At 38.2% G+C, this 22,543-nt stretch carries 23 protein-coding genes; 11 read left to right on the top strand and 12 right to left on the bottom strand.

The features are described 5' to 3' along the window. The first annotated feature begins 173 nt into the window (after nucleotides 1–173). Nucleotides 174–365 (top strand): hypothetical protein, encoded by a 192-nt coding sequence (locus tag NP781_RS13840; protein ID WP_221680121.1) that lies wholly within the window; start codon nucleotides 174–176, stop codon nucleotides 363–365. A 146-nt stretch (nucleotides 366–511) separates the two neighbouring features. On the opposite strand, the gene NP781_RS13845 is transcribed toward NP781_RS13840, so the two are convergent. The 4 genes from NP781_RS13845 to NP781_RS13860 form a co-directional block, all read right to left on the bottom strand. Further along, the gene (locus NP781_RS13845) at nucleotides 512–2,716 is read right to left on the bottom strand and encodes a peptidoglycan D,D-transpeptidase FtsI family protein (RefSeq protein WP_221680120.1); all 2,205 of its coding nucleotides are present in this window, start codon (nucleotides 2,714–2,716) and stop codon (nucleotides 512–514) included. A gap of 279 nt (nucleotides 2,717–2,995) precedes the next feature. Then, entirely contained in the window at nucleotides 2,996–3,601 is a 606-nt protein-coding gene (locus tag NP781_RS13850; RefSeq protein WP_016995356.1) for a superoxide dismutase, read from the bottom strand. Nucleotides 3,602–3,776: 175 nt separating this feature from the next. Further along, complete coding sequence (locus NP781_RS13855) at nucleotides 3,777–4,256, bottom strand: DUF456 domain-containing protein (RefSeq protein ID WP_004230999.1); 480 nt, start codon at nucleotides 4,254–4,256, stop codon at nucleotides 3,777–3,779. Between the two features lie 62 nt (nucleotides 4,257–4,318). Beyond that, a complete protein-coding gene (locus NP781_RS13860) occupies nucleotides 4,319–5,950 on the bottom strand; it encodes a Na/Pi cotransporter family protein (protein WP_221680119.1) in 1,632 nt (543 codons plus the stop codon). Between the two features lie 194 nt (nucleotides 5,951–6,144). Between NP781_RS13860 and NP781_RS13865 the strand changes: the two genes are divergently transcribed. From NP781_RS13865 to NP781_RS13880, 4 genes are all read left to right on the top strand, one after another. Further along, nucleotides 6,145–6,663, top strand: a complete 519-nt coding sequence (locus NP781_RS13865) for a DUF1189 family protein (RefSeq protein ID WP_221680118.1) — start codon at nucleotides 6,145–6,147, stop codon at nucleotides 6,661–6,663. Nucleotides 6,664–6,715: 52 nt separating this feature from the next. Continuing rightward, a complete protein-coding gene (locus NP781_RS13870) occupies nucleotides 6,716–7,060 on the top strand; it encodes a hypothetical protein (protein WP_221680117.1) in 345 nt (114 codons plus the stop codon). 96 nt (nucleotides 7,061–7,156) lie between these two features. Further along, nucleotides 7,157–8,272: a flavodoxin-dependent (E)-4-hydroxy-3-methylbut-2-enyl-diphosphate synthase gene (ispG, locus tag NP781_RS13875; RefSeq protein WP_221680116.1), complete on the top strand. Its 1,116-nt coding sequence runs from the start codon at nucleotides 7,157–7,159 to the stop codon at nucleotides 8,270–8,272. A gap of 12 nt (nucleotides 8,273–8,284) precedes the next feature. Continuing rightward, nucleotides 8,285–8,857 (top strand): 5' nucleotidase, NT5C type, encoded by a 573-nt coding sequence (locus NP781_RS13880; RefSeq protein ID WP_221680115.1) that lies wholly within the window; start codon nucleotides 8,285–8,287, stop codon nucleotides 8,855–8,857. Nucleotides 8,858–8,916: 59 nt separating this feature from the next. Here the strand turns inward: NP781_RS13880 and NP781_RS13885 are convergent, their stop codons facing one another. The 3 genes from NP781_RS13885 to NP781_RS13895 all read right to left on the bottom strand — a co-directional run bounded on the left by NP781_RS13885 (nucleotide 8,917) and on the right by NP781_RS13895 (nucleotide 13,537). Continuing rightward, on the bottom strand, nucleotides 8,917–11,004 hold the full coding sequence (locus NP781_RS13885) for a methyl-accepting chemotaxis protein (protein WP_257520176.1): 2,088 nt from the start codon (nucleotides 11,002–11,004) through the stop codon (nucleotides 8,917–8,919). Between the two features lie 159 nt (nucleotides 11,005–11,163). Continuing rightward, nucleotides 11,164–13,251 (bottom strand): methyl-accepting chemotaxis protein, encoded by a 2,088-nt coding sequence (locus NP781_RS13890; protein ID WP_257520177.1) that lies wholly within the window; start codon nucleotides 13,249–13,251, stop codon nucleotides 11,164–11,166. A gap of 157 nt (nucleotides 13,252–13,408) precedes the next feature. Then, entirely contained in the window at nucleotides 13,409–13,537 is a 129-nt protein-coding gene (locus NP781_RS13895; RefSeq protein ID WP_004227289.1) for a hypothetical protein, read from the bottom strand. Between the two features lie 198 nt (nucleotides 13,538–13,735). On the opposite strand from NP781_RS13895, the gene NP781_RS13900 reads away from it, so the two are divergent. The 6 genes from NP781_RS13900 (at nucleotide 13,736) to NP781_RS13925 (ending at nucleotide 18,225) form a co-directional block, all read left to right on the top strand. Beyond that, complete coding sequence (locus tag NP781_RS13900; protein ID WP_255600882.1) at nucleotides 13,736–14,221, top strand: hypothetical protein; 486 nt, start codon at nucleotides 13,736–13,738, stop codon at nucleotides 14,219–14,221. Between the two features lie 215 nt (nucleotides 14,222–14,436). Next, entirely contained in the window at nucleotides 14,437–14,778 is a 342-nt protein-coding gene (locus NP781_RS13905) for a MerR family transcriptional regulator (RefSeq protein WP_036218600.1), read from the top strand. A 32-nt stretch (nucleotides 14,779–14,810) separates the two neighbouring features. After that, on the top strand, nucleotides 14,811–16,145 hold the full coding sequence (locus NP781_RS13910) for a hemolysin family protein (protein WP_221680111.1): 1,335 nt from the start codon (nucleotides 14,811–14,813) through the stop codon (nucleotides 16,143–16,145). A 91-nt stretch (nucleotides 16,146–16,236) separates the two neighbouring features. Then, nucleotides 16,237–16,641 carry a hypothetical protein gene (locus NP781_RS13915; RefSeq protein WP_004227282.1) on the top strand — a complete coding sequence of 135 codons (405 nt, stop codon included), beginning with the start codon at nucleotides 16,237–16,239 and terminating at the stop codon, nucleotides 16,639–16,641. 138 nt (nucleotides 16,642–16,779) lie between these two features. Then, nucleotides 16,780–17,229: a helix-turn-helix transcriptional regulator gene (locus tag NP781_RS13920; protein WP_009370152.1), complete on the top strand. Its 450-nt coding sequence runs from the start codon at nucleotides 16,780–16,782 to the stop codon at nucleotides 17,227–17,229. Nucleotides 17,230–17,490: 261 nt separating this feature from the next. Further along, the gene (locus NP781_RS13925; RefSeq protein WP_257520178.1) at nucleotides 17,491–18,225 is read left to right on the top strand and encodes a metallophosphoesterase; all 735 of its coding nucleotides are present in this window, start codon (nucleotides 17,491–17,493) and stop codon (nucleotides 18,223–18,225) included. 69 nt (nucleotides 18,226–18,294) lie between these two features. Here NP781_RS13925 and cyoE read toward each other — a convergent pair whose 3' ends face one another. The 5 genes from cyoE to NP781_RS13950 form a co-directional block, all read right to left on the bottom strand. Beyond that, nucleotides 18,295–19,245, bottom strand: coding sequence for a heme o synthase (gene cyoE / locus NP781_RS13930; protein ID WP_131520585.1), 951 nt, complete (start codon nucleotides 19,243–19,245; stop codon nucleotides 18,295–18,297). A 313-nt stretch (nucleotides 19,246–19,558) separates the two neighbouring features. Then, complete coding sequence (locus NP781_RS13935; RefSeq protein ID WP_221680109.1) at nucleotides 19,559–20,212, bottom strand: alpha/beta hydrolase; 654 nt, start codon at nucleotides 20,210–20,212, stop codon at nucleotides 19,559–19,561. A gap of 38 nt (nucleotides 20,213–20,250) precedes the next feature. Then, nucleotides 20,251–20,808, bottom strand: a complete 558-nt coding sequence (locus NP781_RS13940; protein WP_221680108.1) for a hypothetical protein — start codon at nucleotides 20,806–20,808, stop codon at nucleotides 20,251–20,253. Between the two features lie 423 nt (nucleotides 20,809–21,231). Next, the gene (locus NP781_RS13945) at nucleotides 21,232–21,933 is read right to left on the bottom strand and encodes a tetratricopeptide repeat protein (protein WP_257520179.1); all 702 of its coding nucleotides are present in this window, start codon (nucleotides 21,931–21,933) and stop codon (nucleotides 21,232–21,234) included. 100 nt (nucleotides 21,934–22,033) lie between these two features. Then, nucleotides 22,034–22,513 carry a thioredoxin family protein gene (locus tag NP781_RS13950; RefSeq protein ID WP_112118231.1) on the bottom strand — a complete coding sequence of 160 codons (480 nt, stop codon included), beginning with the start codon at nucleotides 22,511–22,513 and terminating at the stop codon, nucleotides 22,034–22,036. Between the last annotated feature and the right edge of the window lie 30 nt (nucleotides 22,514–22,543).

The raw sequence follows: 22,543 nt of genomic DNA on the forward strand, positions 1-22,543 counted from the left end.
TGAAGTCGTATAAACGGTTCGTAAAAGAGATGTAAAGGAATGTAATGCTTTGTAAACGTTTGTAAAGATGAATTTACAATAGGGGAAACTTGCTTCCTATAGGAAAGGTGTTATAATAAGCAATTGTGTTAGGAAATATTTATTTTAATGATAAGGAGCGTTTGACCTTTGTCATGAAACATGCAAAAGTACAAAATGTCGATTATTTTAAAACATATTTATCATTAGTAATGGAACATCGGGACTACACACTTCAAGAGGCGGTTGATTTTATGCTAGCTTCTTATTTCTATAACAATATAGAGCTTTATGGGGTAAAACCAAGAGAGCAATTTGAATTAGCCATTCAGCAATTATCCGCATAAAGGCACTAAATATCTGAAAGGGGCGTTTTGCTATGCAAACGCCCCTTTCCATTACTCATGACTAGTCTTAAAAAAAGTAAAAATAAAACGGATTTGGGAAATAATTTTTCCAAATCCGTTTTGTATTAGCGCGTATCCAATACCCTTTATTCCTGCTCATTCTCTCCAATTTTTTCTTCCGTAATCGCTGGTAAAATTGGCTGTTTTACATTACTATCTGTTACTTTTTCAGCTTGATATTTAGCTTTTAATTCAAAATACTTATCTAAAGAACGTCTAGCAATGACATTATTTTGATAGTAGTGTGGAGCTAAATTTGTATTAACCCATGGGATCACAACTGCATAGGCAATTTCAGGATTTTCATATGGGGCAAAGCCAACATGCGTTAAATTAATCGTATTTGTGCCGTAATGCTCACGTAATGGACCATAATACACTACCTCTGCAGTCCCTGTTTTCCCTGCTGCTGTATATGGAGCATCGGCAAATTGTGCTCGTGCTGTACCATGTGAACCAGTATATACACGACGTAGCCCTTGCTTTACATAATCGATCTCTTCTTTAGGATTATCAATTTGATTCAAAATAGTTGGACCTACTTCGGTTACTAATTGTCCTAATTGCTTTCCATCCTGAGATGGGTCACGAACCTCTTTCACAACATGTGGCTGAATACGATAGCCACCATTGGCAACTGTCGAAATATATTGCGCAAGTTGAAGCGGTGTATACGTATCATACTGACCAATAGCCAAGTCGAGTGTTTTACCACCCATTGTAGGACCTGATGGACCACTCACTCCGCTAAATTCATTTGGTAAATCAATGCCTGTTTTCACACCTAAACCAAATTGCGCATAATTATTACGCATTTTTGAGAACGTATCGTCCTTTAAGCGTAATGGCATACCATAACTATAAGGTGTTCCATTAAGCAGCAACGCAATTTTAAACATATAGGAGTTGGAAGAACGTTCTAATGCCAACAAGTCATTCATCGGAATATATCCAGCCCTGTTAAAAATAGATGTTTTCGGATCCGTGCTAGCTAATTTAATCGGCTCGTCTCCCATTGAAGTACCCATCGAAATAACGCCCTGATTGTAGCCAGTGAGAACTGTTGCTGCTTTAACAGATGAACCTGCCTCATAAGCCGTGGTAAACGATCCATATGCATAGTCAACGACTTCATTTTGCCCTGTCTCGGGATTTTTTTCTATTTTCTTACCTACCATCGATAAAATGTCGCCTGTATTTGGATCCATCATAATTAGGAAGGCGCGATCTAATAGATAGGAGCCTGGAAGTGCTTTTAAGTTAAGCAGTTCTTCTTCTACAATCTTATCCGTTTCAGCCTGCAGCTCACTATCCAATGAAAGGATTAAGTCTTTACCTGGCTCCCCTTCATAGGTTGTAACTGTATCGACTACCTGACCTTTTTTATTGGTAATATTTTTCACAACTGTTTTTTGACCTTGTAGTAATTCTTCATATTGTGCTTCAATGTAACTTTCTCCCACACGGTCATTACGTGAGTAGTCACGTGCTAAATAGTAATTGAGCTTCTCTTTCGGTATCCCTTTTGTTGGGACCGTTGTACGTCCAAGAATAGATAAAGATGATAATTTGACACGTTTCCAGTCTGTTGTTGTATTAACACCTGGTAGTTCAGTTAAACGCTCAGATACACGAGCAAATTCATCAGCTGATACATTTTCACTTTTAATAATTTGAGGAGATAGATTATAGCCAGATACCATTTCACGATAAATCGCTAATACCTCTAAATCTGCCTCTGTTAATTGTAAAAGTTCTTCGTTTGTGATACGTTCCCGTACCAGTTTATCAATCTCTGCATTAATTTGACTTGTTGTAATATTTTCTTGTGCATTAATCTTTGCTTTTTCTGCCTCTGTAACTTTTTCATAGGCAGCATCATGATTTTGTAGTATCCAGAAATCCTGTTTATCACGCAATGTGACACGCTTTGTTGGCTGTTCAATCAATTGTGCCAGCTTTTTCGCGATATCAAGCATCTCCTCTGTTGTGGTCGTTTGCATTTTCGTATACGTTATGGCATTTTCTGGGTGATTATCTACTAAAATACGACCATAACGATCATACATGCGTCCCCTTGGTACACTTGTGTTGACAGGAACCTCTTCTGTACGCTCTAAAATACGTACATAATCTTCCCCTTTGACGATTTGCATATAGCCAAGTCTAAAAATTAACATTGAAAATACGATAAATATTGCAAAGAAAAGGATATTCATACGAAATGTTAAGTTAGAATGATGTTTTGCTTTAACACTCGCCGCGCGATTTTTTCCTGGTGCTTTGCGCATATGTATTCCCCTCCTCATCTTCTGATCATTTCAATACACGATACCTAGTATACCATTCGAAGGTATGACAGAAAAGCACGCACTTTCGATTTCTTATGTAAAACATCATTTATTTGACGGTACTTTATGGAGAAAGGTTGCCCTATTCCATGCTATCCTTTTATTTCAGCTTCATTATCCTGATATTTTTAAATTCTAACTCTTAATTTGCTGTTTTATCCAACAAAAAAAGGCTATGCCCCGTGAATGCTCACTTTAGGCACAGCCAATTATTCGTTATTATTTTGCAGCTTGGAATTTAGCTTCTACTACATCCCAGTTTACTACGTTCCAGAAAGCACCGATGTAATCTGGACGACGGTTTTGGTAGTTTAGGTAGTATGCATGTTCCCATACATCTAAGCCTAAAACTGGAGTTTTCCCTTCCATTACTGGAGAGTCTTGGTTTGGAGTAGACGTAACAGCAACTGAGTCACCATCAACGATTAACCAAGCCCAACCTGAACCAAAGCGAGTTGTAGCAGCTTTAGCAAATTCTTCTTTGAAAGCATCAAAAGAACCGAATTTAGCATCGATTGCTTTTGCTACTTCACCAACTGGTGTATTTGAACCGCCTGGAGCGATTACTTCCCAGAATAATGTATGGTTAGCATGTCCGCCACCGTTGTTGCGTACAGCAGTTTGTTTGTCAGCTGGAAGAGCATCTAGGTTTGCGATTAAGTCGTTAATGTCTTTTTCTGCAAATTCAGTACCTTCTACTGCTGCGTTTAAGTTTGTTACATAAGTATTGTGGTGTTTAGAATGGTGAATTTCCATTGTTTTTGCATCGATATGTGGTTCTAATGCGTCATAAGCGTAAGTTAATTGTGGTAATTCGTAAGCCATTGTTAAGTTCCTCCCTAAAATAAGAAATAATTAGTACATCCTTAGATTATCAAAATTGGTCAAACCATTCAACGAAAAATACTTCAATTTGAAGATTTCAGCCTTTTGACCGAAATACCGATATGTTTACTATCTTACCCTTTACTCACACTCACTAAACCTTAAAAGTGAGGCATTAAATGGCGATAAAAAATACAATAATCATAACAATTTGAATAACAGCCTTGACAACAGTAGATGTTAAAAAGCCAATTAAAGAACCGACACCACTTTTCACTGCCTCACTAAATGTACGTTTCTCAACGATTAGTTCCGCAATCACAGCCCCTAAAAATGGTCCAATTAAAATCCCTGCCACAGGGATCACAAATGGACCAATTAATAACCCGATGGTGCTCCCCCACATGCCAGCATTGGAACCACCAAACTTTTTGATACCAAACGCATTTGCCACAGTATCCGCCCCAAATAACAACACGACAAATAGTATTTCAATGACCCAAAACCACCAGCTTAGCTCTGCGAATGAGAAAAATAAGCCATAGAGCAAAAATCCACCGACTAAAAACAGTACTCCGGGAATAATTGGATACACTAAACCAATAAATGAAATAATAAAGCAGGCAATCACTAAGATCCAGCCAACAACTTCCATAAAGATTCTCTCCTTTTAACGTGCATTGCCTTTCATACGAAATAACAAAGTGAAAAGTTTCATTAATGACGAATGCCTAAAATAGAATCTGCAATATTTACTGCATGGTCTCCTATACGCTCTAAGTTGCTAACGATATCCATATAAACAATTCCTGCAGCCCCGCTACACTCATTCGTGTTTAATCGGGCAATATGCTTTTGACGTAGTTTATCTTCCATATCATCAATCAGGCTTTCTAGCTCTGTTACTTCTTGAGCTAAGCTCAGGCTAGCGGTATCTAATGCTTCTATACTTTTGCGTACTGCCTCTATGGCTAAACTAAACATACCTATTAAGTCCTGTCGCGCTGATTTACTTAAGCTTACCTCGTGGTGATCCTTGTACTGTAAAAGCTCTAAAATATTTTCAAAGTGATCCCCAATTCGTTCAAAATCCCTTACATTTGTCAATAAAGTATGATGTCTTACTGAGTCTGCACGGGAAAGAGGCTGCTTAGACACCATTACTAAATAATCAGTAATTTCATTGTCTAGATGATTAAGCCCGACTTCTAGCTGTAGCACCGTTGGAATATGCTCTACCTCTCCAGATTTCATGTATAGAAACGTTTCTTCCAACCCACGCAATGCATGTTCACCCATTCGCAATACCTCTTCTTTAGCTTGACCCAGCGCAATAGCGGGTGAGGAATCAATGAATGATGGATCTAAATGCTTAGTTGTTACATTGATATTGCCATCATGTCCCGGCAGTAGCTTTGTAACTAATGCTGCGAGTCCAGCGATAAATGGTAGTTGGATCATCATATTAAATACATTGAATGAGCCATGAGCAATGGCAATTTGCATGCGAGGCTCTAAATGAAATACGCCACTAATCCACTGTACATATTGCATAAACGGTGTGAACAATAACATAAAAATAATCGTCCCAATCACATTAAATAACACATGAGCCGCTGCTGCACGCTTAGCATAAATAGAAGCACCAAGAGAAGCTAAAACTGCTGTAATGGTCGTGCCAATATTTTCTCCAAACAAAATCGGTAAAGCACTATTTAAACCAATTAATTGTTCTGCATATAAACCTTGCAATACCCCCACCGTTGCGGTAGAGCTTTGCACCAGTAAGGTGAAAATGGTTCCTAAAAATATGCCTAATATCGGTTGGTTACTTAAATGAAGCGTTAACGATGCAAAATCTGCAAGCTGGTGTAACGCCTGCATACTAGCACTCATCAACTCTAGCCCTAAAAATAAACCGCCAAAGCCAAATAGAATCTGACCAATATGTTGATACGTTGCTTTCTTTAAGAAAAATAAACAGGCAGCCCCAATTGCCAATAAAGGGTAAAAATAGAGTCCAATATTAATACCAATAATAAATGCTGTAATCGTTGTACCAATATTTGCCCCCATAATGACGCCGATTGCTTGACGCAATGTTAAAAAACCAGCACTCACTAACCCTACAGTGATAACTGTTGTGGCAGAACTTGATTGTATGCAAATCGTTACAAATATACCAACTAGGACACCCATAATAGGGTTTGTGGTAAAGCGATTTAACCATTCACGTAACCGATCATCCGCTGATTTTTGTAGCCCATCCCCCATGAATTTAATGGAAAATAAAAAGACCCCTAGCCCACCTAAAAACTGAAAGAGAATGCTTTGCCAATCTATTGTCAATTGTTTTCGCTCCAATTCCTACATCTCTACTACCCTCGTTCTAATCATTAAATGATTCCAAACAAAAAGTAAAGAAATCCTTTAACTTCTTTACATAATGTTAACATTTTAACATCAAGACCCTCCTCATTTATACTTCTTTCATATCTTGTCCTCTTTGAACATGTTAAAATATCGATTGGAGGAGATATAGCATGAAACACTCACAGCTTTTTATTGATAGTCTTATACATCCTAAAAAACTAGCAGCCTATCGTTTATTACCTATTGGAAAGGTTATTCAATATACTTTTCTACTGATTACCATTGTTTCCGTATTCTCTTTAGGTCGTTTTGCAGCAGGTATGTCCGTTGATACATTCGATATGGACAGTTTAACTGGTTTAACAGATTACATAGAGGGCATTAAATGGCTCTTATATCCATTCACCTTCCTAATGCTTTTCGTCGTGACAACAATGCTTATTTTTGCACAAATTGCCCTTTATGCTTTAGCAGGTTTATTTATCTTGAAAGCGATGAAGCGTCGGGGTGAGTATCGCCATATCTGGAGAACAACTACCTTTGCGATCACTTGGGCTACGTTACTTTCGATGTTAGCAGACTATCTGCCCGTTAGTAGTACTGTTATCACTGTACTATCTTTATTTTTAACCATTTCTCTATTAATTGTGGCCTTTACAAAATATCCAAAACAACCAAATTTAAAATAATGTGCATGAATCCCCTCTCTTCTCAATATAGTGTAGAAAAGGAGGGGATTTTTTGCGAGCATTCATCTTAACAACTATCATTATCGTAATTGCCTTTGTCGTCAAAGTAGATTTAACAGAAGGGTCCATCCCACTTGCGGCTTTATCCACAAAGACCTCAGAAAATGGACTTTGTGAACAACAGCGTGAGCCAAATTATATTACTGTACAAACGATTGAAGGAGATACCATCCATAGTTTATTTGCTCTACACCCTGCTAAAGTTCCCATGACCTTTCCAGAACGCTTACAACTTTTTTACAACTTAAACCCACACTTACAATTACAAGCACTAGTTCCAGGTGAAAATATCAAGCTTCCTCTCTCATTTGAGCTTGAAAACAAATGCGGAAAATGAAAAGTTAGCGTTTCTTCCTTGTCCTTATTTTCTTACACTGCTAAAATAAATGACAGTGACGGCTGAAAATAGTGGCCCGAAAAGGAGAGAAAGTTAATGAGTGAAATTTGTCACCGTACAAATACACGTCCTGTACGTGTCGGTAACTTAACAATTGGTGGTAGTAATGAATTATTCATTCAAAGTATGTGTACAACCAAAACACATGATGTAGATGCAACAGTGGCAGAGATTCTTCGACTTGAAGAAGCAGGCTGTCAAATAGTTCGAGTTGCAGTTCCAGATGAGCGTGCTGCAGATGCAATTGCCGAAATCAAAAAACGTATCCATATTCCTTTAGTAGCTGATATTCATTTTGACTATAGATTAGCATTAAAAGCCATTGAAAATGGTATCGATAAAGTACGTATTAACCCAGGTAATATTGGTCGTAAAGAAAAAGTGGAGGCTGTCGTGAATGCGGCTAAAGCAAAGGGTATTCCAATTCGTATTGGTGTAAATGCCGGTTCATTAGAGCGTCATATTTTAGAAAAATACGGCTATCCAACGGCTGATGGTATGGTTGAGTCTGCTCTTCACCATATTAAAATTTTAGAAGACTTGGACTTCCACGACATTATTGTATCGATGAAGGCATCTGACGTTAATCTTGCCATTGAAGCCTATGAAAAGGCGTCTAAGGCTTTTAATTATCCGCTACATTTAGGAATTACAGAATCAGGTACACTGTTTGCTGGTACTGTAAAATCAGCGGCTGGACTTGGAGCCATCCTATCAAAAGGAATTGGTAACACATTACGTATTTCACTTTCAGCAGACCCTGTTGAGGAAATAAAAGTAGCACGTGAACTATTAAAATCCTTTGGTCTAGCTTCTAATATGGCAACATTGATCTCTTGTCCAACATGTGGACGCATTGAGATTGATTTAATTTCCATTGCGAATGAAGTAGAAGAATATATTTCTAAATTGAAGGTACCTTTAAAAGTAGCAGTATTAGGCTGTGCGGTAAACGGTCCTGGAGAAGCGCGTGAGGCAGATATCGGTATTGCTGGTGCCCGTGGTGAAGGCTTGTTATTCATGAAGGGGAAAACAGTCCGTAAAGTGCCAGAAGAAACAATGGTGGAAGAACTGAAGAAAGAAATTGATAAATTAGCAGCAGAAATGGAAGAAAAACGCGCAGCGGAAGAAGCTCAAAAAGCGAATGCCTAAGGAGGTGCTAGCATGAAGAAGCCCCGCTTTGGTATTGATATTGATGGGACTGTGACATGTCCAAGTACACTCATTCCACATATTAATAAACAGTACAATGTAAATATTACGCTGGATGATGTTTGTGAATATGATTTTTTATCTGCCTTCCCACACCCTATTGACCGAAGTGCCTTTAATACTTGGTTTAAGGAAAATGAACCTTACATGTATGAAGTCTCTGAGGTGGCAAAAGATGCAAAAAATATTCTAAGCGCTTGGAAAAATAATTTTGAGCTGTATTATATTTCTGCACGAGGTGAAAATGTAGCAGACATCACGGTCGATTGGTTTAAATCGCAAGCTATACCTTACGACCATATCGAGCTTCTCGGCAGCCATGATAAACTAGCCGCTGCAAAAAAACATAATGTAGAAGCTTTCTTTGAGGATAAGCATGATAATGCGGTGATGCTGGCAGAGGAGTTAAAAATACCTGTTGTGTTATTTGATACACCTTATAATCGTCTTGCCGTTCCTAATAATGTTGTAAGGGTTTATAACTGGCAGGAAGCGAATCAATTTATTACACACTTCTTCAAATAAGTATAAGAGCTGTACGCAAAGTTGGATGAAAATTTCACCTTGCCTACAGCTCTTTTAATTTAATATTGAAATTTAGCTAGTGCTGCCTGTAAGGAGTCCGTCATAGCTGTTAATTGTTGGGCTTTGCTATTGATGTCATGAACCGCTAAATTTTGCTGTTCCATCGTTGCCAATAGTTCCTCTGTTCCTGCTGAGGATTGTTGGCTAACAGCCGTCATATTTTCCACTGCACGTACAACCTCCTGCGTCTCCCTTTGAATGACACTGGAGGCAGCTGTCACATTATCGATTTGCGCTACTGTATCGACAATATGGCGTAAAATCGCATCAAGTGCCTGCTTATTGGCATCAATATATTGCGTATTGTTTTCCACAGCTAAGACAACACTTTGCATAGCATCACTAGCCTTTGCTGCTTCTCTAACAACCATATCAATAATGGAGGCGATTTGGCTTGTTGATTTGGCTGATTCTTCAGCAAGCTTCCGTACTTCCTCTGCCACAATTGAAAAGCCCTTGCCATGCTCACCTGCACGAGCAGCTTCTATCGCCGCATTTAATGCTAATAAATTTGTTTGACCTGCAATTGCATTAATGACTTGTAAAATACGATTAATTTCTGTTGATTGGTCGCTGAGCTGTTGGACGACCATAGCTGTCAGTGACACTTTTTCCGACATCACTTCCATCCCTTGAATAGACTGCTCTGCATGAATTAAACCTTGTTTAGAAGACGCTGTTGTAAGCTGAGAATCCTGAAGCATTTCTTCAATTGCCATTTGAATTGCTTGCAATTTCTGCTCAACCTCATGTGTAACGCCTAATGTGGTAGACGCCTGTTCGGCTTGTACGGTAGCACCTGTCGCCAACTCACTTGTTGTTGTTAACACCTGTTCGATACTGATGCTCATATCATTGGTAGAAGCACGTAATTCTCCGCTGTATAGATTCACCTGATTTGAAATATGTGTAGCCGCTTGTAACAGCTCGCGCATATTGTCTGTCATATGATTCATTGCATGTGCAAGCTCGCCAATTTCATCCTTCGAACGAACCTGTAACGGCTCCACTGCTAAATTTCCACCAGCAATGGTTTTGACCTGTTCCACTGTCTGAACCACTGGTTTGACGATCCGCTGAGCTATCCAAGTAATGGCACCAACTAATACAATAATACCAATAATAGCTAGTAATATTGATAACCACATTGCCTCACTTGCGGCTGCCATTACCTCATCAGATGGAATAATTACCTGCAATGCCCACGGTGTCGACGTTTGACCAATTTGGATAGGTGAGACAGCAATAAAGGAAGCTTCTTGTAAATAGGATGAATAATCCTCTACTAGATAGGATTTGCCCTGTTCAACAGCAGACAAAACTTTATCCGCACTTTTATATTTTTCCATTTCAGTCACTGGTCTATTGACATAATCAGGAGATGGATGGGCAACAAATGTCCCCTTATGAGATACTATGGCACTATACCCTGTATCATAGAGTACATTTTCATTATTAATGGCAACCAATGTTTCTAAGCTTATATCAATTCCAACAAGACCAACGACTTTTCCATCTATTTGAATAGGTATAGCTGTGGAAGTCATCAATACATCTTGACCATCAATTGGGTAAATTAGCGGCTCTAAAATAACCTCTTGTTTCAACGTTTTAGGTAATACATAATAATCACTAGTTTCATAGTCTTCTAGAGGAGCAAGCGTCACACCATTGTTGCTGCGTGCCCAATAGGGAAGGAAACGACCTGATGCATCATGCCCTTTCGAATTGGCAAAATGAGCATCTTGTCCATCAAAGGCATTTGGCTCCCAAATCGTCCAAACCCCTAGGAAGGTATCATTTTGTTTGAGTAATTGTTTGAGCATCTCGTTTGCTAAATCACGATCTCCCTTATGATTGGCTACCATTGTTTGAAGATTAGAGGCTACTGTCCTTGCTGTATCCATCGCATAATCAAGTTCCATTTGCATTTGATATGCACTTTCGGACGCCCGCGATTGAGCGAGCTGTCGTGCATCCTCCACTGCTAATGAATTAGTTTTTACAATATTGACACTTAAAATAATGATGAACACAATCATCATTGTAGATAACGTTGTCAGTAATATTTTATGTAGTAATTTCATATGTACCAGCTCCCGCCTATAGCAACTAAATAAATAATAGCATTTATACGTCAATAAATAACTAAATATTCAGAAAAATAATTCTTATAGAATTTAACTTACAATATAGCTGCATGTCATCCCGTTGTACATAAGATGACACGCAGCCTTAGTTCTCTACTAAAAATGGAATTTTGCTAGTGTTTGTTGTAAGGAGTTCGTCATACCAGATAAGCTTTCTGCCATATTTTTCAGCTCATGAACCGCGGTATTTTGCTGCTCCATCGTTGCTAATAGCTCCTCTGTTCCTGCTGAGGACTGCTGGCTGACAGCTGTCATATTTTCCACTGCCCGGACTACCTCTACTGTTTCCGTTTGAATTAAATGAGAGGCAGTTGTCACTTCGTCGATTTGCGCTACAGTATCAACGATATGCTGTAAGATGGCATCAAGTGCTTGTTTATTGGCATCAAGATACTGTGTGTTGGTTTGCACAGCAGCCACAACATTTTGCATGGCATCGCCTGCTTTGACAGTCTCCTTCACAACCGTATCAATAATAGCTGCTATTTGACTCGTCGATTTGGCGGACTCCTCTGCAAGTTTGCGTACTTCCTCTGCTACGACTGAGAAGCCTTTTCCATGCTCTCCTGCACGAGCAGCCTCTATCGCAGCATTAAGTGCAAGTAAATCCGTTTGACCTGCAATAGCATTTATGACTTGTAAAATACGATTAATTTCAGTCGATTGGTCACTCAGCTGCTGGACAACAGATGCTGTTAATGTGACTTGCTCCGACATCGCCTCCATGCCTTGAATCGATTGTTCCGCATGAACCAAACCTTGCTTAGATGCCTGCGTAGTCTCCTGAGAGCGATGAGTCATTTCCTTGATTGCCGCTTGAATAGCTTGCAATTTCTGCTCTACCTCTTGCGTTACACCTAGCGTTAGGGCTGCGTGCTCAGCTTGTAGGGTTGCTCCTGTCGCTAACTCACCTGTTGTCGTTAGCACTTGATCGATACTCACACTCATATTATTTGTGGAAGACATGAGTCGATCACTAAAGGTACTTGCCTGATTTGAAATTTGCGTTGCTTCCTGAATCAATGTTCGTGTATTACTTGTCATGATATTGACAGCCTTTGCTAAATGACCAAGCTCGTCCTTGCTATCCTCCGCTAATGGCTCCACTGCTAAATTTCCATCTGCAATCGCTTGCACCTGCTCCACTGTCATTACGATAGGTCGAACAATTCGACGAATAAGCCATGTTAGCACGATTATAAGATAAATAAGGCCAACAACGCCTATGATGACCATCGTCCATGTGAGTTTTGTTGTTTGTGCTAACACTTCTTTAGTCGGTACTGTGACAAGCAATGACCACGGAGTTTCCGTTTTTCCAATATGAATGGGAGCAGTGACAATATAGCTATCCTCTTGTAAATAGCTTGAAAAATCTTGAATAACGGAAGCCTTGCCCTGCTGAATGGCTGTTTGAATCTCGTTTCTATATGTATACTGTTCTTGCTCAGCAAATGGCTTTGTCACATAATCATTATTTGGATGTGTCACAAACATGCCATTATTCGAGATAATCGAACCAAAGCCACTCTCAAATAATTTTACTTGTTGGCTTAGTTGAGCGAATGTTTCTAAACTCATATCCACGGCCACGATGCCTTTAAATTCATTGTCAATCGTAACAGGCACAATGATGGACGTTAATAACACATCCTTACCCGCAATAGGATAAACAAATGGTTCCAAAATCATTTCCTGTCCTTTTTGTTTCGGTAATAGATAAAAATCAGACGTATCATAATCAACAATAGGAGAAGGAACGATACGATCACCATCGCGCGTCCAAAATGGAACATAGCGTCCTGATGCATCATGTCTTTCTGTGTTTATGTATTTTTCATCTTGCGCGTCGAAGGCATTAGGTTCCCATACAGACCAAACACCCATAAATTGCTCATTATTTTTCAAAATACGTTGGAACATAGCATCTGTTAAAGCACGATCAGCCTTTTGTTCTTCCACCATTGTAGTTAAATTAGCTGCAAGCGTACGTGCTGTATCCATAGCATAATCAAGCTGAATTTGAATCTGGTTGGCGTGATCCGATGTTTCTGCTTGTGCCATTTTTTGAGCTGTTTCTATTGTTAAATTTTTTGTTTGATAAATATTCACAACTGTTATAACTGCGAATACGACAAATACTGTCCCAATGACAGTTGCGAGAATTTTCCCCAATAAATTCATATGCATCATCCCCTTTAGATAGAAAGTAATAGATACCTAACCAATTAAGCTAATTATAGCATCAGTAACCATGAGTAAAGTATCTAAATCAAGAGGAAATATGTCTTTTTTATAGATAAAAACTCCTGTTTCCAGGAGTTTTTCAAAGTTCAGCTCGCTATATGTCAAGTATGCCTCGTAGCCAACGCTCCACAAAGTTTTCAAACGTAATTCCATAATTATCATAAACAGCATGATAAACAAAGTATGTTCCTAATCGATCAAGCATTTCATCATTAATTTTCATCACAAACCGCTCCTATTCTTTTGGTTTTTTACTAAATATTCAGAATTATATATTTCTCAAATGCCGAACAATCAAGTGGAGGTCGCATCGTTGCAAAACCGTCACAAACTACCGCCTTCATGCCCTTTCTTCATATTTTTCTTTTCGTTAAGATAGTTATAACAACTTACTAGACTGGAGGGACTACTTGTGAAATGGATGACAAAAGTTGCTTGTATCACATGCATCTGCGCACTACTTTCTGGCTGTGGTGGTCGATTTTCAGAAATTAAAGATGCTGCTTCAGGCATCAATTCAGCTGCTAATTCCGCAGCTAGTGCAGTTAGCCGAGATGTCCATGCAATACGTGCACTAGACATTAACTATAAAGATACATCGTTTACGGTTAATGACCTATTTAAAACTATTTTACGTGACATACGCTGGGATTATGACCTCGAAAAAAATGAGCTACATGTGAGAGGTACTTGGCAGCCTCCGCTATTTTCTGATCAGGCGTGGAGTGACGACATGAAAGAAAAGCTTGCTGAATCAGGCTTTGTGACTGTTACCTGTAAAATAATTGACGACAAAATTGATAGCGAGCAAACGAGCATAACACTTACATATAATGAAGAAATTCTCTTACAAAAAAATGGTGAGGAAGCTCTCCATCACCTATATGATACTTATTTACTTCCGTAAACTTAGGAACGTCTCTACCATTTAATCATGGCAGAAACGTTCTTTTTTTGAAAAAAATCTTATAATTTCGAAATATCAAAGGCTATCATTTGAATAAACTAAAACCATCACGTTATAATCAAAGTATCACGTGATGGTTTGGAGGTGTTTGCATTGGGACAGAAAAATTAAAGATTGGCGAGCTTGCAGAAAAAACAGGCATTACTAAACGAACAATCGATTACTATACAAATATTGGTTTGCTAGATGCAGAACGTTCTGCAGCAAATTATCGCTACTATGACCCAGCCATGATTAAACGGCTTCAATTTATTGAACAGCGCAAACAACAGGGGCTTTCACTTGTACAAATCCAACATGAACTAAACATCACACCCTATGAAGAAATCGATGTACAGGTGCTTCGTTTAAAAATGCAAGATTTAGAGCATGATGTTACATCTCTGCTAGCACAAATGAACAAGCAAGATGATAAAAGAATTGAAACGATTAAGAAAAATGTTTCACCCGAAAGTATTGCATTAATGCAATCTTTATTATTACTCATTCATAATTAGGAGGTGACGTTCTGTTTTTACAGAACGACTATTTGGAGACCATAATAAACCTATCGATTTTTACCATTTTATTAGCTTTAACAGGCTTTTTCGTGGCAACAGAATTTGCCATTGTAAAAGTACGTTCCTCAAGACTTGACCAGCTGGTTGCAGAAGGCAATAAAAAAGCAGTTGCTGCGAAACATGTTGTTCAACACTTAGACGAATACTTATCAGCCTGTCAATTAGGGATTACTGTAACCGCTCTTGGTATCGGGATGGTTGGTGAAAAAACTTTTGAATTTATGCTTCACCCACTATTCGAAATGATCGGCATTTCTGATAAATATATGACAATCTTTACAATTGGAACAGCCTTTGCCATCGCTACGTTTTTACATGTAGTAGTCGGCGAATTAGCCCCAAAAACAGCTGCCATCCAAAAAGCTGAATCCATTACACTTCTTTTTGCAAAACCCATTATGTTTTTCTATAAGATCATGTATCCATTTATTTGGTTCTTGAACGGTTCTGCACGTGTGTTAGTTGGCTTATTCGGTATGAAACCTGCTAGCGAACATGAGCTATCTCATACAGAGGAAGAATTGCGATTATTACTGTCCGAAAGCTTTAAAAGTGGTGAAATCAATAAATCTGAGCTCAAATATGTTAATAACGTCTTTGAATTTGATGAACGTATTGCTCGTGAAATCATGGTTCCCCGAACAGAAATTGTTGGAATTGAACAAAATGAATCCTTTACAAACATTATTCATTACATCGCTGCTGAAAAATATACCCGTTACCCAATCTATGATGGGGACCGAGATAATATATTAGGTTTCATCAATGCGAAAGAACTATTAACCCATGGTCTACTTGAACAACTTACAGACGACTCATTAGTTCTAGAAGATTTCATAAATCCTGTCATTCGCGTAATTGAAACAATGCCCGTTCAAGAATTACTTGTACGTATGCAAAAGGAACGAATCCATATGGCCATCCTAATGGATGAATATGGTGGTACATCTGGTCTTGTAACAGTTGAAGATATTTTAGAAGAAATTGTTGGTGAAATTCGAGATGAGTTTGATGGTGATGAAATTGCGGATATTCGAAAAATTACAGATCATCACTATTTATTAAATGCAAAAATGCTTGTGGAAGATGTAGAAAATCTATTAAACATTACGCTGGAAGCTGAAGAAGTGGAAACATTAGGTGGTTGGTTCTTAACTGTAAATAACGGCATTAAAGCATCAAAAAATATTGAACTAGGCTCCTATATTTTTAGCATCTATGAGCAACAAGGTCATCAAATTCATTATATTGAGGTTCGTCCTCTTCGAAAAAATCTACTTCTTAAAACAGAGGTTCAATCGTAACTGTAGGAAACAGTATTCCTTATTCCATTATTAGCCATTTCACTATATAATGAATAGAGAAAAATGATTTTAGTTGTAGGGGGCCATACACATGACATTATTTAAGCTATATCATTCAGATGGTATTCACATTATTACTGATGTAAAGAAACACAAAACAAATATTGAGTTAAAAACAATCACGGGAGAAGTTCTATTTATTATCGTGGTAACAGATGAAAATTACACAGTCTACGATGATCGTTTTGCAGGAGCTTCCAAGCAATTAAATTCAGTTGAAGCTTTCGATATTGATGGGAGTTTTCGTAGTTTAGATTTCGATAATATGCGCTCACTATTTAAAGAATCTTTTACAAAGCTATTACAAGAGATTGCTGTGTGTGTCAAAAATAAAGAGGAGCTTGTGGATATTGATACACTCCGCCATAAAGTCAGCGCTCAGATTAAAGGCATCCACTTCAGAGTGATCTCGGATACGAAAAAATATGAAATCTAACATCCAACAGACTGTCCATTAGGGGCAGTCTGTTTCAATTTTACGCGATCTCAGCCACTTCCTAAGGTGAAAGAAAAACACGCTTCTTTACTTTCATGTATAATAGAACTTAACAATCTGAAAATAAGGGGTGTTAGGATGAATCGTGAACAATTAATCACACTCGTTTCAGAAAAACTGAAATTAATCCGTACAGAAAAAGCTTTCACACAGGATCAAATGAGTGATTTACTAGGATTATCAAAAAAAACACTTGTCCAAATTGAAAAGGGCCGTATACTAGCTGGCTGGACAACCACTGTTACAGTTTGCACATTGTGTCGAGACAGTACGATTTTACAGCATGAACTTGGTGGTGATCCATTAGAGGTTGTAGATTTAATCGCAAATAATGGAACATTGCAGCCAAAGGAGAAAACAATGGGTGGATACATATGGTGGAAAAACATTCAGGAGTATGGTGGTTTTCGACTACAGCAAAACGTCATCAGTCAGCATTATCGCATTTTAGACAGCAATAATTTTCGCCTCATTTCAACCTTTGATGAACAAATAGCGAAGCAAGCATGGGAAAAACTACAGATATAATTTTTAAGTCAAACAGTAGGAGCATTGCAATTTGCTTCTGCTGTTACGTTTCAAGCATTTCCCCTCCTCTCATAACTCATCTTCTCTAGACAAATGAATAAAGCTATAAAATCATCCTTCATATGATAAACATAGTAGTAGGAGAATTGTTTCTTTAAAAATTCTATGAAAAAAGCTAGGAGAAGCTAGAAAAGTCGAAACTTGTAGAATAATTCTCTATACTTAAGGGTAAAGCTGTACTATTAGAAAGGATGCTCGTACATGAACCGTATACTAGCAATTAGTGACATACATGGAGAATTAGGGCTACTGGAAGAACTATTATTAAAAGCAAACTATGACCCAATCAACGACCAGCTTTTTCTTCTTGGTGATTATATTGATAGAGGGCCCTCTTCTAGTGGTGTGTTAAATTTAGTGAGTGAACTACAGACAAAAGGTGCACGCGTTTTACTAGGCAATCATGAGGCGATCATGCTCAATGCATGTCGTTCAGGCCTTGCTAAGCCATGGAACCATTGGGTAGGACTTTGTGGTGGTGAGGCTACATTAGCAAGCTACGGTTATCAGTTGGCAGACTTTGAGGAAGCCATCCAAATTAATACACTACCTAGCTTTATTAAAACGCTCCCTAAACTCGAAGAACATTTACAGTTAATCGAGACATTTGAAATATATATTGAGTTAGAGGATGCTATTTTCGTCCACGGTGGCGTTGTGCCAGGTGCTGCAATAGCCGAAACTGACCCCATGCGCTTACTTTGGATTCGTGAGGAATTCCACGCAGGCTATCAAGGGGAAAAAACAATAATCTTCGGCCATACCCCTACTTATAACCTGCATCATGATCCAACTGATTATCGTGTTTATTTCGGAGAAAATAATATTATTGGCATTGACGGTGGAGCTGTGTTTGGCGGACGGTTACATGCATTCGAATGGCCTAGTCGCCAAATCATTTCTGTCGATAATAAAAAACCAACAAGTAACGAGTAAACTTGTTGGTTTTTATTTTCGTAATTGTTTTCGCACTACTTATTTTTTTCAGGGCAATTTTTGAAAAAATTAATATAACTTAAAAATAACTCCTACGAGCGAGTACACAATGACTGTTGAGAATAGTATAGTCATATGGAATAGGGAAAAAACAAACATTTTGGTAGCCCATTTCACTTGATCTGTATTACTATGATAACCGTAAATACTCATCACTAGCCAAGCAACACTTAAGATCAATGCCACAAGCATGATGCCTACACTTAGCGAGCCAAATAAAAAGCTTGATAGAATCAATAATATTAAATAGAAATTGGTTTGATAATACGTTCGACGCATCCCTTTGATAACTGGTAGCATGGGCACACTGGCTGCTTCATAGTCTACACGTTTGCGAATGGCAATAGCATAGAAATGTGGCATTTGCCAAATGACCATAACAAAAAATAAACCAAGTATCGCTGGGTGTGTAATATCTGTAGATACAGCAGACCAACCAATTAATGGTGGCACCGCACCACTAATACTACCGATTTCTGTATTATATATCGTACGACGCTTTGTCCACATTGTATAAGGGACTACATATAGGAATACACCTAATAATCCAAATGCCGCTGCTAAAGGTGACGCAAGTGCCAACACTGCTACTCCAATAATTAACATTACAACAGCTAATGATAACGTCGATTTTGCTGACATTTCACCTGTTACAGTTGGTCTGCTTTGTGTACGAGGCATAATTGCATCAATATCACGATCATAGACATTATTAAAGGCCCCTGCAGCTCCAATGACAAGGGCGGAACCGATTGTTGAAAAAATGATTTCTGGTATATTGTCTACAAACGTCATTTTATTTTTATACATGCCTAGCGTTAAACCAGCCCACATAGGTATTAAATTAGATTTGATAATCCCTGTCTTGACGGTTTGCGCTAAAATAGAAGAACGTGATGACTTCCCTCTTGTTTTTTCGGAGGATAGTGGTTTATGCTCCGTTTTCAGATTTTGTTCCATTCAGCTTAATTCCTTTTCTCCATAATTTCTACACGCTTTCATCGATAGAAAGCGACAAAATTTGCATCTAGCACATCAAATTATTATTTTACCCCTTTTAGATCTGTTCTGTCTCTCTTTTCACATAAAGTACATGTTTTTCATCTAACAAAGAACGTTCATTCACAACATCTACTATGATACCACCGACTGACGTGAATTTGAACCTTCTTGCCTCGATTCTTCCAAACACTATTGGAGAAAAATAATTTGATAATAGGTCTTATTACAGTAGGCAAAAAAACCGAGACAAATTTTTGCCTCGGATTTCCTTTTATTGAATTTCTTCCTGTAGTTGCTGTGCTAAAAATGCCACTAGATCACGAAGATTATCAGGTGTTACACCATGTCCATCTGGGTATTGTTTAAATGTCACCGTGGCACCAAATTGTTCAAAGATCTCCTTGCTTTCCATTCCCCATTGAGAAGGTATTACATAATCATAATCACCGTGCGAAATAAAAGCATGTAAATGTTCTACAGAACGAATGGCATATTCCTCCGTCACAAACTTTGGCGTATAGCCACTTAATGCAACAATACCCGTCACTAAATTCCCCATAACAAAGGCAAGTGATTGTGCTAAAACCGCACCTTGGCTAAAGCCTAAAACAAAGACTTTATGTGGATCGATTTGATATTCTTCGATGGCCTCTAATATAAATCGTTGCAGTGCAACCAACACTTTATCGAAGATTGCACGATCTGGTTGCCCCACCTCTTGAATGGTAAAAAAAGCATAGCCGGGATGTTGCGTAATTGGTCCTCGTAAGCTAAATATATGACATTGCTCTTGAAAATCCTGCACTAATTGTGGTAAATCATCTTCATGGCTGCCCATGCCATGAAGCAAAAAAATAGCGGGATATTTCTTCGTAGGGTCCATATTTGTTGGTTGTGTATGGTTAAAAGTAAATGGTGTATTCATTTAATCAAATTCCTTTCGCGTGAAGCTTTGTAACAAAATTAGTGTAATTTTGTTTTATTAATTAATCCATCTGTATGGTAGGCAATGTAGCCATTGACAATTCGTATCGTTTCCTGTGGGTCTGCGTCAAAGAGTATTTTTGATTGCTCTGGCGTGGATACAAGCACGGTTAATAAATCCATGCGCATGGAATGCCCAGCAGAGCTATAGGCATAATCATAAATAATCGCTTCCTCTGTCATATCTTCCGACTCATATTGCTGATGGAATAAATCCTTTGCAGCATCCAATTGCTCTGCTACTTGTTGACGAATGCGCATCTGATGCATTAATAATTCCTCTTCAAGAGCTGATGGCTTTAGCCATTCCTTAGCTTGAAGCATTTTTAGAAATTCCTGCTCCCAAGCCTGTTCATTCTCCGTAAAATAAAGCATATTCATCATCAACATGTCCCAAAAGTCCATAGATGTTGCGGCAGATTGTCGCTGCATAGTAATTGTTTCTTTAAAATGCTCTTCCACTTTTGTAATATTCATATTGCGAACTAAATGATTACATACGTTTTCTATAAACTTATTTGCCGCTTCTTGTGCCATAAAAAATCCGTCCTTTATATCTACAAATCATTTTCTTTCTTATCATACCATGATTGTGAAATATGGCAACGAACCCCGCTCACTTGATTTCTCAGTAAAAAGGACGTCTCCATATGCATTGGAGACATCCTCGCTGTGTTGGAAAACAAAATCATCTAAAGCATTTTTTGAAAGGTGAAAAGAGATTTTCGTTACAGATTACTTCGTCACAGGTGCGCCCATGGAGCGAACGCAAGTGAGTGAAGTGGCTCATCGGACACGCTGGCGGAACGGAAATCAACCCCACGCCTTGCCAAAAGGTCTTTTTTCGCTCTTGGCATAATCTTATTTCAACAAAATAAGGATGTCTCCATATACATTGGGGACATCCGCATAATATTATAAAACTATTGAAATTAGTTTTCTGTAGAAGACTCCTGAATGTTAGGAAAAAACATAGCTATCCATATTATCTACTGTATTTTGAATGGCATCTTTCAATGACCGCTGCTGTTCGCCACAAGAAGTTAGTGCATCCTCTAAAGTGATTGCTGCATTCGCCATAAATGGAGCCATTTGCAAATCCTTAGCTAATTGAATAAGTACAAGCGCTTTATTCCATTTCCAACGAGGATTTGTTGGATCTAGCTGTATCGCTTGTTCTAAATAACCGAGCGCATCAAATGGCATCCAACCAAAACGATGCATCGTCTGCCCTGTGATTCCCCAATAGACAGCCTTATTCGGATTTTCCTTTACTGCTTGTTGAAAGCAGTGAACACTCTCATTGTATTGATGTGCGAATAGGAACAGCTCTCCCTGTGTAAAAAAGGATTGTGCCTTGTCTGCAGGTGTTCCAGTTTTTGCGACTTCCTCCAATTGTTGAATACGCTTCGCAAATGACTCTTCATCTTTTATTGCCCGTATTTCTACAACTAGATCTGATTCTGGATAGCTTTCATCAGCGCGTTCCAAATGCTGTACTTCGATATGACCAGTTGGCTTTGGATAACGATCATATTCATATTCTTCTAATAATCGAATATACTTTTGTGCTAGTGCTTTGTCTGCTTCATTTGTCACCTGCTTCGCTAATTCATAGCATTTCATCAGTTCACCATTATAAAAATAATCATCCATTGACATTCATCATTCCTCCAGTGTACAACTATTCAGTATTTTTAGTATACACTACAAAAACAAAAGAGACCGTATCTAAATAATTATGATACAGTCTCTTCCTTTTCTATTTATTTAACACAACCGTATTTAAGAACGTTCGTAAATCTTCTTCTTTAAGAGCTCCTACAAAGCGATTTACTTCTTTACCATCTTCGAAACGAATGAATGTTGGTGTTGCTTCAATATTATATTTTCCCCATAAATCATCGTATTCATAGACATTCAATTGAGCAATATCAACACCAAGCTCATCGGCAATTGGCATTAATACTGGTGTAAATGCTTGACAGTGTACACAGATTGGACTGAAGAAGTAAGCATTAACCGGTTCGCCCGCTTTAATTTTAGCTTCTAGTTCGTCTGGTAACATAATGTTTTGATAGTTTTCATCATCCAATTGATCAATTGTTTCTTGTTTTAGCTTTTTATCGCCATAAGGGTTATTTGCGCTTTCTAATTTACTTTTGTTTGAGACGTTGGTAAGCACAATAATTGCTGCAAATAAAACAACAATCACTGAACCAATAATTAATAATTTTTTCACTAAAGTAGTGACCTCCTTTTTTACACTAAA

The organism is Lysinibacillus sp. FN11 (assembly GCF_024628845.1).
GTDB lineage: Bacteria > Bacillota > Bacilli > Bacillales_A > Planococcaceae > Lysinibacillus > Lysinibacillus capsici.

Bases quoted from the DNA above. Each gene is read 5' to 3' on its own strand.
- NP781_RS13865 (WP_221680118.1), top strand. From the start codon at position 6,145: ATGAAACACTCACAGCTTTTTATTGATAGTCTTATACATCCTAAAAAA.
- NP781_RS13915 (WP_004227282.1), top strand. From the start codon at position 16,237: ATGACATTATTTAAGCTATATCATTCAGATGGTATTCACATTATTACT.
- NP781_RS13895 (WP_004227289.1), bottom strand. From the start codon at position 13,537: ATGAAAATTAATGATGAAATGCTTGATCGATTAGGAACATACTTTGTT.
- NP781_RS13925 (WP_257520178.1), top strand. From the start codon at position 17,491: ATGAACCGTATACTAGCAATTAGTGACATACATGGAGAATTAGGGCTA.
- NP781_RS13885 (WP_257520176.1), bottom strand. From the start codon at position 11,004: ATGAAATTACTACATAAAATATTACTGACAACGTTATCTACAATGATG.
- NP781_RS13890 (WP_257520177.1), bottom strand. From the start codon at position 13,251: ATGAATTTATTGGGGAAAATTCTCGCAACTGTCATTGGGACAGTATTT.
- NP781_RS13855 (WP_004230999.1), bottom strand. From the start codon at position 4,256: ATGGAAGTTGTTGGCTGGATCTTAGTGATTGCCTGCTTTATTATTTCA.
- NP781_RS13945 (WP_257520179.1), bottom strand. From the start codon at position 21,933: ATGTCAATGGATGATTATTTTTATAATGGTGAACTGATGAAATGCTAT.
- NP781_RS13840 (WP_221680121.1), top strand. From the start codon at position 174: ATGAAACATGCAAAAGTACAAAATGTCGATTATTTTAAAACATATTTA.
- NP781_RS13940 (WP_221680108.1), bottom strand. From the start codon at position 20,808: ATGGCACAAGAAGCGGCAAATAAGTTTATAGAAAACGTATGTAATCAT.
- NP781_RS13935 (WP_221680109.1), bottom strand. From the start codon at position 20,212: ATGAATACACCATTTACTTTTAACCATACACAACCAACAAATATGGAC.
- NP781_RS13850 (WP_016995356.1), bottom strand. From the start codon at position 3,601: ATGGCTTACGAATTACCACAATTAACTTACGCTTATGACGCATTAGAA.
- cyoE (WP_131520585.1), bottom strand. From the start codon at position 19,245: ATGGAACAAAATCTGAAAACGGAGCATAAACCACTATCCTCCGAAAAA.
- NP781_RS13920 (WP_009370152.1), top strand. From the start codon at position 16,780: ATGAATCGTGAACAATTAATCACACTCGTTTCAGAAAAACTGAAATTA.
- NP781_RS13900 (WP_255600882.1), top strand. From the start codon at position 13,736: ATGACAAAAGTTGCTTGTATCACATGCATCTGCGCACTACTTTCTGGC.
- NP781_RS13880 (WP_221680115.1), top strand. From the start codon at position 8,285: ATGAAGAAGCCCCGCTTTGGTATTGATATTGATGGGACTGTGACATGT.
- ispG (WP_221680116.1), top strand. From the start codon at position 7,157: ATGAGTGAAATTTGTCACCGTACAAATACACGTCCTGTACGTGTCGGT.
- NP781_RS13845 (WP_221680120.1), bottom strand. From the start codon at position 2,716: ATGCGCAAAGCACCAGGAAAAAATCGCGCGGCGAGTGTTAAAGCAAAA.